This is a genomic window from Selenomonas oralis, assembly GCF_051603425.1.
GTDB classification, from domain to species: Bacteria; Bacillota; Negativicutes; order Selenomonadales; family Selenomonadaceae; genus Selenomonas; species Selenomonas sputigena_A.
Genome location: NZ_CP194411.1, coordinates 2,532,597 through 2,551,766 on the forward strand (window position 1 = coordinate 2,532,597; position 19,170 = coordinate 2,551,766).

Annotated in this window: 1 protein-coding gene; it reads right to left on the reverse strand. The window is 56.1% G+C overall.

Annotated elements, in window-relative coordinates:
• Window positions 1-3 precede the first annotated feature (3 nt).
• Window positions 4-19,164 (reverse strand): hypothetical protein, encoded by a 19,161-nt coding sequence (locus tag ACRTGH_RS11990; protein WP_368845818.1) that lies wholly within the window; start codon window positions 19,162-19,164, stop codon window positions 4-6.
• Window positions 19,165-19,170: the final 6 nt, after the last annotated feature.

Sequence of the window (19,170 nt, forward strand, 5' to 3'; positions counted from 1 at the left end):
TCGTCAGAAGCTCCAGCGCAGGCCGGCGTCCACACGCCAATTCGTCTTGACATCTCCGCCAAACGTCTTTTCAAAATCACCGTAAAGCGTGCAGCCATCGCTGAGCTTTACCGTACCGCCGAGCTGCAGGGCCACCCAAGTATCCTTGGTATCCTGGCTCGTGCTCTTCCATGGGTTCACCCCATCCGAGTAATACGTCTGCATCTTGCCCGCAAACTCATGATAGAGCGACACCTTGGCAAACCAAGTGCTGTTCTCCAGCTCGCGGCCAAATCCGATACCGACCCGGCCAATCAGGCTGTTCATCGCACCCTGCCGAATATGCATCTGCTGGTACGTGCCGAGGGGAGTCAAGTAATCCGTCATTCCCATATAGTCCGCACCGTTCAGATGGCTGTAAATCAATTCAAGCTGCGGCTCGATGAAGGTACCGTTCCTATGCAGGATACGCTTACCGTATTCCGCCGAAAGCGAGCCGCCCCAAGTGTGGTAATCACCCTTGACATAGTGCCCGAAATCGTTGTAGACGGTATACTCGTTGCTGAGGCGTCCAATCTTAGCGATGATGTCGAAATACTCGCCGTCATTGCCCTTCCAAGTGCCATATATACCGAGATTTCCTTCCTTGTTGTCGCCGCTGCCGTTTGCATAGCTTGAGCTGCCCTTCATATAGCTTCCGGCAATGCCGACACGCCAGTTATTGCCCGCCTCCCAGTCGTGACCGACCTGGATGGTGTTGTAATCCATGGAGAAATCGGCTCTGTCCTTGTTGCCGCTGGCCTTGCCGCGGTAGAAGCGCACCCATGTGCCGGTCTTCTCCGGCGAAAGCCGCAGATCGCCAAGACGCTTCATCAGGTCGTTCGACTCTGCACGCCATGCCATGGCAGAAGCCGTCATCGCGGATTTCACACCGCTCATGAGTTTCGTCTCGTAGTCGCCGTACTCGATATTGGATACAAAAGGCTTCACATCGGAAGCGATCCCATCCGTACCCATGAGGATGTTGTACCTCTTCGAAGAGGATGTCATGCCGTCAGCGATCAACGCGCTCACGGAAAGCCCCCGGATTCTGTTGTTCTGGATATTGCTCGGGTCGCCGACATACTCGAACTGTTTTGCCAGCGATTTTGCAACCTTTTCATCGGCTGCATCGCTGCCGCTCTGCGCATCCGTTGCAATCGTGAGCGCATTGCCCGTTCCGTCGACATTGCGGATCCTGAACTTGCCGGTATTGGCAAGCGTCAGCGTTCCGTCTGCAGTCGCCGTGCCGGCGTAATGCACGGTGGCCGCGCCCTTGAAGCGTTCAATGTTGACGCCTTCGTCATCACTGAAGAGATAGTTGATGATACTGCCTTGCTTCGCATTCAGCCAAGTGAGGTTGGAACGTTCCGTGACATTCCAGATAGTCTTGTCTTCCAGCGTCAGCCTGCGTTCTCCCGTGCCGGCTTCCTTGGCGCTTCCCGCACCGCGAATGCTGCCCGTAAAGGTCGCACCTGCACCTTCCATGGAGATATCGAACACACCGCCGCTCGCGATAATCTTGCTGTTGAGCTTGGAATCCAGCCCCTGCATTCTGAGGCTGAAGCTGCCCGCCGTCTGTGTGATATCGCCGTCGATCGCGCTCTTGCGCCCCGTGTCGAGAAGCGAAATGCGTCCGCCGTTATTCTCGACAGCGCCCTTGAGATCGAAGCCCGCGGCAATGGAAACATCGGCACCTGCGGCCGCGCGTATGCTGCGGCTGCCCGCATCTACGCTGAGATGCTTGCCCGTAATGGCAACCCGGCTGTTTGCTGCTGCATCCACACCATAATCCGTCGCCTGGATCTTGAGCTCCGCGCCTGCGGCCTGCACCGTAACCGGCTTGTCCTGCACCGCCTGGATGCCCGTAGCCGCTGTGATCTTCGAATTCTTGGTGAACGTGTATTTATTATCCTTGAGCACATGCGCCGTCACATAATCCGTATCGACAGCCGCATCGCCGGTGATGGGCGCCGTGAACTCCGTCGTCGTCTGCTCATCCTGGCCCGGCTGCGGCGGCTGCGGGGGATCGACAGCAGGCGTATAGGTATAACCGCCTTGTCCCGTCGTCTCATTGAATGTGATATCCTCGATACGCTTGCTGGCAGCCGACGTCGTCAGGCCCTCGGCAATCTCCGCCTTGCCCGTGAGATTCCTCTCGCCCGTCGTATAGGCCGTGTACCAGAGCTTGTTGGCGAGCGCATTGAGCGTCGCACTGACAAGGTTCTTGTCCGCCGCCTTCGTCGACTCCGTATTGAGGCCGACGCTGTCTGTCGTCAGCGTAATGGAACTGCCCGCCGCCGCGTTCTTGATCCGGAAGTCTCCGCCGATCATCGTCGTCGGCGTCGCGGCATCATGCTTGTAGAATACACGCGCATGGCCGCTGTAGTTGTCAATCGAGATGTCATTGTTGTTCTTCTGGAAGATCACGCCTGCATGGGAAGCGTCGCTGCCACCCGTGAAGTTCGACAGACGGCTGCTAAATCCTGTCGGCTGCGCCGTGTACTCCTCATTATGCCAAGCGGCGCCATTCTGGAGCCAGAGATTGAGCGTCCCAACGCCGGAGATAAGCCCTTTGATGTACGATGTTCCGGTCGTAAGTGCAGCATCCACACGGCTGCCGGACTCCCTGGCGACAATATTGCCGTCGAGCATGACTTCGCTGCTGCCGACCGTGCCGTCCTTGACATTGACATTGATGCGTCCATCGCCCTGTACATCAAGCGTCACCGCATCCTCGGAAGCAGCATTTGCCTTGGCACGCAGGCCTTCCAGCGTCACCGTGCCTCCATAAGCCTGAATCGCCTTGCTGCGCTTCGTACCGGCGACATCGATTTCCGTCATGCCGGAGATATTCGTCGTACTAGCACCCATAGACAAAATACCCCAGGCAGTCTGCAGAGGAGTGACCGAAGTCGCATCGTCCACCAAGAGCTTCAGCGTCTTCGCCTTGATATCAAGCGTCTTTCCAACATTGGCGATAGCAGCGCCTTGTGTGATGCTCGCGATCCCGCTGCCATTCTTGATCGTCAGGACGCGATCTGTTGCATCGATGTGAACATCCTCATTCGGTATAATTGTGCTGCGGAGTCCTTCCTTGTCGTTTTGATACGTGATAGTCGAATCCTTCGTAAAGCGATATGTGCCGTCTGCCTGACGAACATTCGCATCGATATACTCCTGATCCTCATCCACACCGCGGAGACGCGTCGTGAATTCCGTCTTCGTCTGCTCCGTGCTCGGCGGGGGATCGACGGCAGGCGTATAGACATAGCTGCCCTGTCCGCTCGTCCCATCGAACGTGATATCCTCGATACGCTTGCTGGCAGCGGAAGTCGTCAAGCCTTCGGCGATTTCCGCCTTGCCTGTGAGATTCCTCTCGCCCGTCGTATAGGCCGTGTACCAGAGCTTGTTGGCGAGCGCATTGAGCGTCGCGCTGACAAGATTCTTGTCCGCCGCCTTCGTCGACTCCGTATTGAGCCCCGTGTTGTCCGTCGTCAGCGTGATGGCACTGCCCGCCGCCGCGTTCTTGATGCGGAAGTCTCCGCCGATCATCGTCGTCGGCATCGCAGCGTCATGCGCATAGAACACGCGCGTATGGCCGCTGTAGTTGTCGATTGAGATGTCCTTGTCGTTCTTCTGGAAGATTACCCCTGCATGTGCGTTGTCGCTGCCGCCCGTGAAGTTCGTCAGACGGCTGCCCGTAAAGCCTACTGGCGAGGCCGCGCCGTACTGCTGATTCTGCCATACAGCGCCATTCTGCAGCCAGAGGTTGAGCGTGCCGTCGCCGAAGGCAAGTCCATGGAGGTAAGATGTGTTGCTCGTAAGAGCGGCATCCACCCGGCTGCCGGAATCGCGTGCCTCGACATCGCCGTCGAGCATGACATCCCCGCTGCCGATCGTGCCTTCCTTGACATTGACATTGATGCAGCCATTATTCTGCGCAGACAATGCCATCGCCTCGGCTGCAGCATGATTCGTCTTTGCGCTGAGCCCATCCAGGTTCACCGTACCATAGCTTGTATATACGGCCTTGCTGACCGAGCTTCCTCCAACCTCGATATCCGTCTTGCCGGAAATCGTCGTCGTACTGGTTCCCGAGCCAATCTTCTGAGAGTAGATGCCGTAAGCCTTCTGCAGAGGACCTGCAGACACACTGTCATCCACCAGGAGTTTCAGCGTACCCGCCTTGATGTTGAGCGTCTTGCGGTCATTTTCAATCGCGGCGGATTCTTTCACATTCGCGGTCAAGCCGCCGGACTTGACGGTCAGCACGCGATTCGTGGCATCGATATCAATATCTTTCGCAGGCTTTATACCGCCAAGATTCGTATCCTTCTTTGTCTTGAAAGTGATCGTTGAATCCTTTGTAAAACGATATGTGCCGTCCGCCTGTTTGACATGCGCATCGACATATTCCTTCTCGTCGTCGGGATCCCCAAAACCACCGAAAAGACGTGTCGTGAATTCGGTATTCGTCTGCTCACCGGGAGTCGGAGGAACAACATTCCCGTAACGACCCTGGCCGCTCGTCTCATCGAACGTGATATCTTCGATGCGCTTGCTGGCAGCAGACGTCGTCAGGCCTTCAGCGATCTCCGCTTTGCCGGAGAGGTTTCTCTCGCCTGTCGTATAGGCTGTGTACCAGAGTTTGTTCGCAAGAGCGTTAAGAGTATTGTCCACGAGCTCTTTATCTGTTCCGGACGTTGCCTCCGTATTGAGACCCGTGTTGTCCGTCGTCAGCGTGATGGCGCTGCCTACCGCTGCATTCTTGATGCGGAAGTCGCCGCCGATCATCGTCGTCGGCGTCGCAGCCTCGTGTGCATAGAATACGCGTGCATGGCCGCTGTAGTTGTCAATCGTGATATCCTTGTCATTCTTCTGGAAGATCACACCCGCATGTGCGTTGTCGCTGCCGCCCGTGAAGTTTGTCAGACGGCTGCCCGTAAAGCCTACTGGCGAAGCCGCGCCGTATTGCTGATTCTGCCATACAGCACCATTCTGCAGCCAGAGGTTGAGCGTGCCGTCACCAAACGCAAGCCCGTGGAGGTAGGATGTACCGTCCGTAAGAGCCGCATCTACCCGGCTTGCCGCATCTTTCGCGACAATATCGCCGTCGAGCGTAACCTTGCTGCTGCCGGCAATATCGTTCTTGACATTGACATTGATGCGGCCGTTGTTCTGCGCATAGAGCGTCGCCGCATCCTCGGAAGCGGCATTCGTCTTCGCGCTGAGACCATCCAGTGTCACCGTACCGCCAAAGGCCTGCACGGCCTTGCTGACCTTCGTGCCGTCGACCTCGATTTCCGTCATACCGGCGATATTCGTCACAGAATTGCCCGTAGTACGGATACCCCAAGCGGACTGCAACGGAGCGACCGAAGTCGTATCGTTCACCAGAAGCTTCAGCGTCTTCGCCTTGATATCAAGGGTCTGTCCATCATTTGCGATAGCAGCTGCTTCCTTGACACTTGCTCTCCTGCCGCCGCTCTTGACGGTCAGTACGCGCTCTGCGGCATCAATATGCACATCCGCATTCGGCTTGATTGCCCCCCGATTCATATCCGAATTGTTTTGATACGTAATCGTCGAGTCTTTCGTAAAACGATATGTGCCGTCTACCTGCTTGACATTCGCATCGACATATTCCTGATCGGTCGTACCGAAGATTCTTGTCGTAAACTCCGTCTTCGTCTGTCCGTCCTCTGCAGGCGTATAGACATAGCTGCCCTGTCCGCTCGTCCCGTCGAATGTAATATCCTCAATGCGCTTGCTGGCGGCCGAGGTCGTCAGGCCTTCAGCGATCTCCGCCTTGCCCGTGAGATTCCTCTCTCCCGTCGTATAGGCCGTATACCAGAGCTTGTTGGCAAGCGCATTGAGCGTCGCGCTGACAAGGTTCTTGTCCGCCGCCGCTGTCGACTCCGTATTGAGACCGACGCTGTCCGTCACCATTTTGACGAGACTTCCTGCCGCCGCCTTGCCGATTGTCAGCTTGCCGCCGTAGATCGTCGTCGGTGACAACGCGTCATGGCGATAGAGCATCGTCGTCGAGCCGTTGAACTCATCAATCGTGAGATCGCCTGTCTCGCCAAGTCCCTTCTCCTCAATGGAGGAGGAACCCGTCTGTACGGGAGCGCCGCTCAGGCTGTTGCTCGAAGCGAGGAAGCGGTTCGTTCCCGTCATATCGATGAAACCGCCGCTGCCTGTGAAATATTTGACTCTGCTGATTGCCGGGTTGTTGCTCTGATCCTTCTGCTCCTGCGTGATGGCATTGTGCCAAATCGCGCCGTCGGAAAGCTGAAGCTGCAGTTTTTGCCCAACATTGAAACCTGTCCAGCTCGTGCCTTCGCCGCTCATCTCCATTTTCATGGAACCGTTGGAGAAACCCTTCCAGTAGGAACCGTTCTTCATGAAGAGGTTGACCGCGCCGAGCTGTCCCGGCGTTACGCCGTAGCCGCTCGTATCAGCATAGTTGCCGATCCAATGCGAATCCGCCGTGGAGAGACCGACGGAGACGCGCCCCTTCGTGCCCATGCCGCCATTCGTGACGATGTCACCTTCGATGACAGCGCGGTTCGTGCCTGCACCGTTGGCGAGGCCGTCCGCATCCTTCGTGACGTTGAAATTGACCGTGCCGTAGTTGGCCGAAACAAATTCACCATAGGCACGAATCGCAGCCCATGCGCCGTTGATGGCTCGAATGGAACCGCCGCCGATATCGATGGTCGAAGCGACAGCACTGACCGCTTCATTGGCGCCCTTGCCGTTTGCCGCATCATTTCCGTCTGCCAGCACATCGACAAGACCGTCGATGGTGATGTTCGACTCGACGCCCGTCACGCCGTTCATCGACTTGATGACGGCAACATTCGTCTTATAGTTTCCGTTGGCACGAACCTTGAGCACCTTATTCTCAAGATCGCTGCCGCCGTTCTCGATATGAATCGCACCGCCGCCGTTGACAAAGAGCGTCGCCGTCTGCCCGCCGCCTGTGCTCTCCGCATCGATGGAGATGGCACCGGCATTCTTGATGTTGACTTTGGAATCCTTGCCGATTGCCGTGATTCCCGTCGTGCTGACATCCGTCACAGTCTTGATCGCGAGGTTTTTGCCATTTAGATTGATGTCGAGGTTTTTTCCTGTACTGGCGTTCGATACAGCTGCACTGATATTGCTCATCCACGCGCCCGCCGCAATCAAATCCTTGCCGGTGGTAATGGTGGAATCCTTCGTGAAAATGTACTGCCCGTCCGGCTTGCGGACGCCGGCATTCGTGTACGGAGTATCATGCACCTCATCCCCCGTGATGGCGGTGGTGAAATCGGTATCCGTCTGAGAAGCCGGCGGATCAATCAGCGGCGTATAGATATAGCCGCCCCTGCCCGTCGTCTCATCAAATGTGATATCCCCCATGCGCTTGCTGGCAGCCGACGTCGTCAAGCCTTCGGCAATCTGCACCTTGCCCGCGAGGCTGCGTTCACCCGTCGTATAGGCTGTATACCAAAGCTTGTTGGCAAGGGAGTTGAGCGTTGCACTTACGAGATTTTTCTCCGCCGTTGCTGCCGATGCTTCCATATTGAGCCCGGCATTATCCGTGATCAGCGTGATGCTGCTGCCGCCCAAGGCTTTTCCGATAACGATATCGCCGCCTTTGATATTCGTCGGCGTCACGGAATCGTGGGCAAAGAACACCTTCGTATAACCGTGATAATTGTCGATGGTGATATTTTTATCGTCATTCTGGAAAATCACCCCGGCCCGATCTGGCTCAGACCCGCCAACAAAATGGCTTATATGGCTTCCCGTGAAGCCTGTCGGCAAAAGCGCGCCCTGTTTCCCGTTCTGCCAAACAGCACCCTGCTGCAGCCACATATTGATCGTCCCATCGCCATAGGCAAATCCCTTGAAATGGGAAGCCTCTCCGCGAAGACCGACTTCCACGCGACTGGCCGCATCCTTTGCTGCAATATTGCCGTCAAGCGCAACTGCACTATCACCGGCATTTTCACCCTTCACGTTGACGCTGATACGCCCGTCATTTTGTGCAAACAGCGCGGCTGCATCCTCGGAAGCGGCATTTATCTTGGCACTAAGGCCTTCCAGCGTCACCGTGCCGCCAAAAGCCTGTACGGCCTTGCTGCTCTTCGTGCCGCCGACATCGATTTCCGTCATGCCGGAGATATTCGTCACAGAATTGCCCGTGGTACGGATGCCCCATGCAGACTGCAGCGGAGCGACCGAAGTCGTATCGTTTACGAGAAGTTTCAGCGTCTTCGCTTTAATATCAATCGTCTTTCCATCATTTGTAATGGCAGCGGACTCCTTAACACTTGCTGTTCTGCCACCGCTCTTGACCGTCAGTACGCGATCTGCGGCATCAATATGCACATCTGCGTTCGGCTTGATGGCCCCCCGATTCGTATTCGAAGCATTTTGATACGTGATGCTTGAATCCTTTGTGAAATGATACGTACCGTCAGACAACCGTACATTCGCGTCGATATACTCCTGATCCGAGTCTGTACCGAAAATGCGCGTCGTGAACTCTGTCTTCGTCTGCTCGGGATCGACGGCAGGCGTATAGACATAGCTGCCTTGTCCGCTCGTCCCATCGAATGTGATATCCCCAATGCGCTTGCTGGCGGCAGAAGTCGTCAGGCCTTCGGCGATTTCCGCCTTGCCCGTGAGATTCCTCTCGCCCGTCGTATAGGCCGTGTACCAGAGCTTGTTCGCGAGCGCATTGAGCGTCGCGCTGACAAGGTTCTTGTCCGCAGCTTTTGCCGATCCTGTATTGAGTCCCGTGCTGTCTGTCGTCAGCGTAATAGCACTGCCCGCCGCTGCGTTCTTGATGCGGAAGTCGCCGCCGATCATCGTCGTCGGTGTCGAAGCCTCATGCTCATAGAACACACGCGTATAACCGCTGTAATTGTCAATCAAGATGTCTTGGTCGTTCTTCTGGAAGATTGCCCCCGCATGGCTGGCGTCATTGCCACCCTGCAAAGAAGTGAGTCGGCTGCCTGCAAAGGTGTAGTCGTAATCCTTCCCAAGCCCATCGGCCTCTTTATCCGGCACCGAATAGCCATACTGCTCATTGTTCCATACAGCGCCGTTCTGCAGCCAGAAATTAATCTTTCCTTTGCCAAAGGCCAAACCATTCAAACCGGAATTTTGGTTCACCATAGCAATATCGATACGGCTTGCTTCTCCCATAGCTCCGACATTGCCGTCCAGCTTCACAAGATTATCGCCTGCCACGCCGTTCTTGACGTTGGCAAAGATCTGTCCCGACGTGCCGGCGAGGAGCGTCTGCGCTTCGTTATAAGGAGCGACCTTTGCTTTCAGGCCTTCCAGCGTAACCGTTCCATCCTTCGCTTCCACAGCCCGACTTGAAGTATAACCAACAGCCTCTATTTCCGTCATGCCGGAGATTGTGGTTGTCCCGCTCTCATGCAGGATCCCCCAGGAATATTCAGGATAGCTTTCTTCAGTTTCGTTTGCCAACAAGCGAAGCTTGCCTGCCTTGATGTCAAGTTTCTTGCCGCTGTTCTTGATTGCTGCCGTCTTTCCGTCATTATCGGTATTGGTTGCAACCTCAAGCGTATGATCCGACGCATCAATCTTCACATCTTCCAATGGTCGAATAACACCGGCCTTCTCCTCATCCGCATTTGTATAGCTGATGCGGGAATCCTTCGTGAAGCGGTACGTGCCGTCTGCCTGGCGGACATTCGCATCGATGTACTCCTGATCCACATCCGTACCGAGGAGACGCATCGTGAATCCCGTCTTCGTCTGCTCATTGCCCGGCGTCGGAGGAGCAACATTCCCATAGCGACCCTGTCCGCTCGTCTCGTCGAACGTGATATTCTCGATACGCTTGCTGGCGGCGGAAGTCGTCAGGCCTTCGGCGATCTCCGCCTTGCCCGTGAGATTCCTCTCGCCCGTCGTATAGGCCATATACCAGAGCTTGTTGGCAAGCGCATTGAGCGTATTGTCTACAAGCGTTTTATCCGCTCCGGAAGTCGCTTCTGTATTGAGGCCCGAATTGTCCGTCGTCAGCGTGATGGCGCTGTCTGCCGCCGCCTTGCCAATCTTGAGCGCACCGCCCTTTATCGTCGTCGGCATCGAAGTGTCATGCTCGTAGAACACGCGCGTATGGCCGCTGTAATTGTCGATCGTAATGTCTTCATCGGCAGCCTGTCGGATTACTCCGGCATGTCCTGCATCACTGCCGCCCGTCAGGGAAGTCAGCCGACTTCCTGCATAAGTATAGCCATAGCCTTGCCCGAAGTCGTTTTCACTTTCATTCGGTACCATACTGCCATATCTATTATTGGACCATTCCGCACCGTTCTGCAGCCAAAAGTTGATCTTTCCCTTGCCAAAGGCGAGACCATTCAGATTGGAGCCTTCTTTTACCATGGCGATGTCAATCCGGCTTGCTTCGCCCATGGCTCCGACATTTCCATTTATATTCACGGAACTGTCTCCCGCAATACCGTCCTTGGCGTTGATATTGATCCGCCCTGTCGTGCCGGCCAAGATAGCCGTGGCTTCTCCATCCGGGGACAAAAACGCCTGCAGTCCCTCCAGCGTCACTGTTCCGGCTTCAGCTTCCACGGCGCGGACGGACGGTGCACTCGTTACACCGATTTCCGTCATCCCGGAAATATTGATCGTTCCGCTTTGATTGAGAATGCCCTTTGCTCTATGAGACGGAGCGTGCGCATTCATATTTACAAACAGGTTGGTCTTGTCGGCTTTTATATTGATATTCCTGCCATCATTTTTGATTGCCGCGGCTTCCTCTGTCGCCGGCGGCATTATGTTCGTATTGACAGTAAGGACATGCCCGGAAGCATCGATATTGACGTCTGCTTCCGGTGCGACAGCTCCGGCGCCTGTATCCGTCACAGTATCATACATGATGGTCGAGTCTTTCGTAAAGCGATATGTGCCGTCTGCCTGCCGAACATGCGCGTCAATATATTCCTGATCCGCGGTCGTACCCAAAATACGTTTCGTGAATTGCGTCGTCGTCTGTCCTTCTGCCTCCGGCGTATAGACATAGCTGCCCTGTCCGCTCGTCCCGTCGAACGTGATATCCTCGATGCGCTTGCTCGCAGCGGAAGTCGTCAGGCCCTCGGCGATCTCCGCCTTGCCCGTGAGATTCCGCTCGCCCGTCGTATAGGCCGTGTACCAGAGCTTGTTGGCGAGTGCATTGAGCGTTGCACTAACAAGGTTCTTGTCCGACGCCGCTGTCGATTCCGTATTGAGACCTGCGCTGTCCGTCGTCAGCGTAATGGCGCTGCCCGCCGCCGCGTTCTTGATGCGGAAGTCGCCGCCCTTTATCATCGTCGGCGCTGCAGCATCATGCGCATAGAATACGCGCGTATGGCCGCTGTAGTTATCGATCGTGATGTCCTTATCGTTCTTCTGGAAGATCGCGCCCGCACGGGAAGCGTCGCTGCCGCCCGCGAGGTTCGTCAGATAGCTGGCAAATCCTGCCGGCTGAGTCGTGTACTCCTCATTATGCCAAGCGGCGCCATTCTGGAGCCAGAGATTGAGCGTCCCAACGCCGGAGATAAGCCCTTTGATGTACGACGTTCCGGTCGTAAGCGCAGCATCCACACGGCTGCCGGACTCCCTGACGGTAATATTGCCATCGAGCATGACTTCGCTGCTGCCGACCGTGCCGTCCTTGACATTGACGTTGATGCGTCCGTCGCCCTGTACATCGAGCGTCACCGCATCTTTTATAGCAGCATTTGCCTTGGCACGGAGGCCTTCCAGCGTCACCGTGCCGCCAAAAGCCTGGATCGCCTTGCTGTGCTCTGTGCCGCCGACATCGATTTCCGTCATGCCGGAAATATTCGTCGTACCGCCCGTAGACAAAATGCCCCAGGCCGTTTGCAGAGGAGCGACCGAAGTCGTATCGTCCACGAGGAGCTTCAGCGTCTTTGCCTTGATATCAAGCGTCTGTCCATAATTGGCGATGGCAGCACCTTGTGTAACGCTCTCTATTCCATTGCCACTCTTGAGCGTCAGGACGCGATCTGCGGCATCGATGTTAACCCCCACGCTCGGCATGATTGCCCCACGGGCTCCACTCTTTTGATTTTGATACGTGATGGTCGAGTCTTTCGTGAAGCGATACGTGCCGTCTGCTTGACGGACATTTGCATCGATGTACTCCTGGTCTGAATCCGTACCGATGAGCTGTTTCGTAAACTCCGTCGTCGTCTGCTCCGTGCTCGGCGGGGTCGGCGAGGTCGTCGTATAGCTGCCCTGCCCTGTTGTGTTGTCAAACGTGATGTTTTCGATACGCTTGCTGGCAGCGGAAGTCGTCAGGCCTTCGGCGATCTCCGCCTTGCCCGTAAGATTTCTCTCTCCCGTCGTATAGGCCGTGTACCAGAGCTTGTTCGCAAGCGCATTGAGTGTATTGTCCACAAGCGTCTTATCCGCTCCGGAAGTCGCCTCCGTATTGAGGCCGGAATTGTCCGTCGTCAGCGTGATGGCGCTGCCAGCCGCTGCATTCTTGATGCGGAAGTCGCCGCCTTTTATCGTCGTCGGCGCAGCAGCGTCATGCTCATAGAATACGCGCGTATGGCCGCTGTAGTTGTCAATCGTGATATCCTTGGCATTGTTCTGGAAGATCGCGCCGGCATTAGCTGCAGCATCGCCGCCCTGCAAAGAGGCAAGATGGCTGCCCAGCCACTTGTCCGTGGCGCTGGATCTCTGTTCATTCGTCCATCGCGCACCATTCTGCAGGGTCAGGTTGAACTGACCGACATCATGTGCCGTGAAGCCGCCGGAGCCGAAATCTGCTCGATCGACATCATACGTTGCCGCACCTGTCCAGGAAGAATCTGCCGTCGTCAAAGAGACGTTCAGCGTGCCCTTCTTTTCAAAATCCACAAGCTGACCGCCGCTGTATTCAACCGTCTTCTTTCCGTACTCACGCGTGACATACATATCGCCCGTGATATTCGTCTTTCTGTTCCCACGGACGCCCTCGGGTGTGTTGATGTTCACCGTGCCCTTTTCAGCATGGACGGCATAGTACTGCTTCGTGTGATCGGCATCCTCGGCAGCCGAAATCGTGCCGCCGCCGACATCGATCACGCTGTCCGCGCCGACCGTCTGCAGTACGCTGCCCTTGATGTTCTGAATATCGACATTTCCCTTGACCGTGATCTTGGTCTCATCGCCTGTCGTTTTGAGCGCAGCCAGATTGCGCCCGTCGTCTGCACCCTTGTTTTTCGTGTCCACGCGATCAGCCCGTATGGACTGCACAGTGAGATCGCCGTCGATCGTGACATCGCTCGGGGAACCAATGGTACCGGATGTCTGAATCGCCGTCGCATTGTATCCCTTTGCATGAACATCCTCGATGACGACAGGTCCCTGAATATAGATATGGGAATTTGCCTCAGTCTGGATGCCGGTAGCCGCACGCGTATCCGTATTCGATGCCTTGATGGTCAGCGCCTTTTCTTCGCCGCTGTTCACAATTCGGATGCTCTTGTTGTTGCCGCCGTAAATTGCGCTGGAAATCTGGTTCTTACTGTTTGCCTCAAGGTGCAGACTATGACCGTTCATATCGACGACCATCGGATGCTGCTTATCGTATGCAGTATTATCCGTGTAGAGCGCGGAGACAATGCGGTTGCCCTTGGCATTCGGCTGTGTAGCAATCGCCTGGCGATCATAGGTCAGTGTCTCGGATTCCGTAATCGGATCAGTCGTCACTTCCGAAGCTGGCGTATAGACATAGCTGCCCTGTCCGCTCGTCTCATTGAACGTGATGTCCTCGATGCGCTTGCTGGCAGCCGATGTCGTCAAGCCTTCGGCGATCTCCGCCTTGCCCGTGAGATTCCTCTCTCCCGTCGTATAGGCCGTGTACCAGAGCTTGTTGGCGAGCGCATTGAGCGTCGCGCTGACACGGTTCTTTTCCGACGCCGCTGTCGACTCCGTATTGAGACCTGTGCTGTCCGTCGTCAGCGTAATGGCGCTTCCTTCTGCCGCGTTCTTGATCCGGAAGTCTCCGCCGATCATCGTCGTCGGCGTCGCGGCATCATGCGCATAGAACACGCGCGCATGGCCGCTGTAGTTATCGATCGTGATGTCCTTATCGTTCTTCTGGAAGATCGCGCCCGCACGGGAAGCGTCGCTGCCGCCCGCGAGGTTCGTCAGATAGCTGGCAAATCCTGCCGGCTGAGTCGTGTACTCCTCATTATGCCAAGCGGCGCCATTCTGGAGCCAGAGATTGAGCGTCCCAACGCCGGAGATAAGCCCTTTGATGTACGACGTTCCGGTCGTAAGCGCAGCATCCACACGGCTGCCGGACTCCCTGACGGTAATATTGCCGTCGAGCATGACTTCGCTGCTGCCGACCGTGCCGTCCTTGACATTGACGTTGATGCGTCCCGTGCCCTGTACATCGAGCGTCACTGCATCCTTTATAGCAGCATTCGCCTTGGCACGGAGGCCTTCCAGCGTCACCGTGCCTCCATAAGCTTGAATCGCCTTGCTGCGCTCCGTACCTGCTACATCGATTTCCGTCATGCCGGAGATATTCGTCGTACCGCCCATAGACAAAATGCCCCAGGCAGTCTGCAACGGAGCGACCGAAGTCGTATCGTTCACGAGGAGTTTCAGCGTCTTCGCCTTGATGTCAAGCGTTTTTCCGGAATTAGCGATAGCAGCGCCTTGCGTGACGCTCGCGATCCCGCTGCCATTCTTGATCGTCAGGACGCGATCTGTTGCATCGATGTGAACATCCTCATTCGGTATAATTGTGCTGCGGAGCCCACCCTGGTCGTTTTGATACGTGATGGTCGAGTCCTTCGTAAAGCGATATGTGCCGTCTGCCTGACGAACATTCGCATCGATGTATTCCTGATCCTCATCCACACCGCGGAGACGCGTCGTGAAATCCGTCTTTGTCTGCTCCGTGCTCGGCGGAGTCGGCGAGGTCGTCGTATAGCTGCCCTGCCCTGTTGTGTTGTCAAACGTGATGTTTTCAATGCGCTTGCTGGCCGCAGAAGTCGTCAGGCCTTCGGCGATTTCCGCCTTGCCCGTGAGATTTCTCTCTCCTGTCGTATAGGCCGTGTACCAGAGCTTGTTCGCGAGCGCATTAAGCGTATCGTCCACGAGCTTCTTGTCCGCTCCCGACGCTGCCTCCGTGTTCAGGCCGCTGTTGTCCGTCGTCAGCGTGATGATGCTGTCCGCAGCCGCCTTACCAATCTTCAGCGCACCGCCGATGATCGTCGTCGGTGATGCAGCATCATGCGCATAGAATACGCGCGTATGACCGCTGTAGTTGTCAATCGTGATATCCTTGTCATTCTTCTGGAAGATCACGCCCGCATGGGCAGCATCATCGCCGCCCTTGAGGGAACGCAGCTGGCTTCCTGTGAATTTCGCCGCAGTGAGCGCGTTCTTTCGCGTATTGTAATCTTCATTCGTCCAAACTGCGCCATTCTGCAATGTCAGCGCATTGCCTTTCGCCTCGCCGTTCTGCTGAGGACTGACCGGAAGACCGAATTCCTCGTCTTCATCTTCATCCTCACCGCCGCCGCTTAAGGCCACTTTTTGCATGACGCCGTTCAGGGCAGACTGCTCCGTCGTCAGCGATATATCGGTATTTCCTTCCTCACCCGTCTGAACATTGCCGTTGATGACCACCTCGTGGCTGCCGTCGTTGTTGACCGTGACCGTACCGTTGCTGTTGCTGATGGCCCAGGCGCCTTCCGTCGAGTCCTTGTTCAGCTCTACATGCAGCCCGTCCGCTTCAATCGCCGCACCTCGGCTCGTGACAAGCCCCTGCGCAGTCTGGCTGCTCTGTCCCTCGATATCGAGATCGCCCTTGATCGTGACCGTCGAGCCGTCCTGATTATTGCGTATGCCAAAAGCACGGCTGTTGCTGCTCTTTACGTCGATCTTCAGAGTGTCCGCCGTGATCTTGATGCCATCCTTGCTGTTGTTGTCCACGCCGAGGGTGAAGTTGCTGCCGTCGCCGATCAAGGTCAGCTTATGCCCGCTTGCATCGACATTGAGCGGCTGTTTCGGATACGTTGCTGCCGCGATAATGCCGTCGTGGGAACTTCTGCGAATCGTCGTGTCCTTCGTGAACTTGTAATTGCCGGGCGACGGCTCGACATTGGCCTCCTTGTACTCAGCAACTTCCTTTTGCGTGAGCTGCGAGGTGAATTCCGTCTTCGTCTGCTCCGTGCTCGGCGGAGGCGTCGTGCCGCCCGTGTAGCTTCCCTTCTCGTTGCCGAAGGTGATGTCCCCCTTGATGGAGGACGTCGTCAGGCTTTCACCAATCGAGAGCTTGCCCGAAAGCTTGTTCTCGGAAAAACTCTTGTACGTCAGCTTGTTGGCAAGCGCATTGAGCACCGCATTCTGATTGCCTGTAGTCACGCCGGCGCCGTCGGTAAAGAGCGTAAAGACATTCTCAGTGTCTGCCTTCGCCTTGTTGATGATGATGTCGCCGCCCTTAAAGAGCGCCGGCTCAGCCGCATCATGAGTATAGATTGCCGCCGTATGGCCGCTGTAGTTTTCAAGTACGAGCGGATTTATGCTCTTCTGGTAGATGATGCCGCGCTGTGCTTCCGTTGCACCGCCAACGAAGTTCGTGACGCGGCTCTGCGCATTATAAAACTTTCCGGCAGTACCGCCTGCCCGTGTCTTGACAGACGCCATCGTGCCGGCGCCCATATCCTCGTCGTCCTGATAATAGCGCTCGTTGCGGCCTTCATTGAGCCACTTTGCGCCGTTCTGCAGATAAAGATTCGCTGTGCCGCCGTTGTCGACAAGACCATGCAGATAAGACTTGTCCGTCATAAGGGCGACATCAAGCCTGCCCGTGGGCAAAGCAAACAGATCGCCGTCGAGCTTCACGTCAGCGATTGCATTTTCCGGCTTGCCGTTGCCTGGCTTCGTCCCATCTTCTCCCATATTCATGGAAATCGCGCCCTGATATGCGGCGAGCGCGTAGTAGCTGTACTTCATGCCGGCAGGCACCTGAATGGAGCCGCCTGCGAGGCGTACACTGCTGTCCTTGGCATTCGTCGTCACGCCATTGCCGTAGACGGTCATATCCACATCACCGTTTACGGTCACCGTGCTCTTTTCGACCTGTGTCAGAATGCCTGCATTATTAAAGCGCGAGAATACATTCTCACGATTGAGCGGAATGCCCCACCGATCCGTCTGCTCGCCTGCAATCTTCAGATTGCCGTTGATGCGGATTCCCGAGGCGACGCTCGCTTCATAGGATTTTTCCCCCAAGCGGTCGCTCTTTTGGACTGCGACGCCGTTGCCGCCAAGGCCGCCTGTCATCGAGATACTGAGCGGCCCGTTGATGGTAAGCTGCGCAGCCTTATCCTTCAGTGCATCGAGCTGGACGGCATTCGTCAGCGTATTACCGCCGTCAAGCCCTCGCGTGAGGATATTGATGCCCTTCGCCGCACTTACGATGAGATCCGTTCCCTTGGCGTAGATTCCCGTCGGATTTCCCACGGTATTTTCCACCTGCAGCTGCAGGAGATTTTTCTTCGCACTGATATTGAGGCGCTTGCCGCCGGTTGCCGAAATAGCCGCAAGCACATTGGTTGCTTTATCGCCGAGTTTGTCTGTGCCGATGTTGACCAGCGTGTCCCCATCCCAGCTCTGCCTCGTCGTGATCGTATCATTGAGCGCAGCGCCGGTCTTCCAAACGGCGCTTTCATTCGCCGTCGGCGCAGTCGTACCGCCGCCCAGCTCCGGCGGCAATGCCAGAACGACAGAGGCCGTCGTGCCGTAAACCCAGTCCGGCTCGATCATCGTAATCTTGTTGAAGCGCGAGAACGCCTTGTTCTCGGAGAAATCCTTCGCCTGCCATATATATTTCGCCGTATCATCGCCGTCCGTATAGGCCCGTAGGGTATCGCCAAGTTCGAGCCAAAGACGCTTCGTATAGTACTCGGCGTTGAGCTTGCCGAACCAGCCTTCCTGCTGGCTTGCGACAGCGATCTCTTTCCAATCATCGGGATCTGCCGACATCAGATTGGACATCGTCGTCTGGTAGACATGCGCATTGATCTGGCTGCCGCTCGGACTGAGGTTGTACGTCATGACATAGGCCGTGCCGTTCGGCAGGATCTTGAGGTCGCGCATATCCTCGCCGGTTCCCTTGACATGAGCCGGAATCGAGGCGCGGCGCTGTTCCGTTCCCATGATGCGCCCTGTTTTCTGGTCGATCTTGGCGATATTGAGCGCCGTATAGTGGACATTGCCCGACCCGTTATAGTGCTGATAACCGCCGATGCAGGAAATGAGAATATGGTCGTTGAATTTGTTGAGCCGCCCCTGATCAATGTTGCGGCTGATGCGCGTATAGCTGCCGAATTTCAGGCTGCCGTCGTCCTGGATGTCATACTGCATCAAGAAACCGTCGTCGTAGGGATCATAGCCGCCCAATGGATTGACGGATGCCGCCACATAGAGCCTGCGCCCCTCGACAAGAAGCGCCTCACCATGCACCACCGCTTTCGTTGGATCGCCCGTATAGGTTTTACCTGTCACGCCGTGTTCGTCTTCATCGAGGTTCTCAAACGTCTCGTTGAAATTGTAGCCGCAGTACTGCTTGATGTCATTCTTGAGGTTGACGACGGCTCTTTTGTTTTCCATCAATCGCTTGCCGCTTTGGTGCACAACGCCGATCTGTCCCATATCATAACCGGTCATATAGATATACTCGTCGCTGGCTGCCGCCGCATGCATATTCGGCACATCCGTCGTCTTCCCGCTCGCCACGCTCGCCGCCGCACCGGCAGAATTCGGATCAATGAGTCGGGTGTTCTCCAGCTGCGTCGTACTGTAGGTGTACTGCCGCAGCAGGATCATGCTCCTGCCCTTCTGATGGAAACCAAAAGACGCCGGATCGCGGTTGAGATTCTTCAGCACCCCCACCTGCGGCGCCGCATCGACCTCCGTCGTTACGCGCGAGCCGGTGACCGCGCCCATCTCGCTATTGCCGTAATCCGAAGGAATCGTCGAAACCAGATTCGCGGCATGCGCTGACGAACCGTAGAGCAGTCCGCCCACGACAAGAGCCGTCAGGCGCAGGCGCCGTGCCTTGCTGAAATACTCCTTCATCTTCTT

What these genes read in the sequence shown, in the direction of transcription:
- ACRTGH_RS11990 (WP_368845818.1), bottom strand. Translation starts at nt 19,164, where the DNA reads ATGAAGGAGTATTTCAGCAAGGCACGGCGCCTGCGCCTGACGGCTCTT.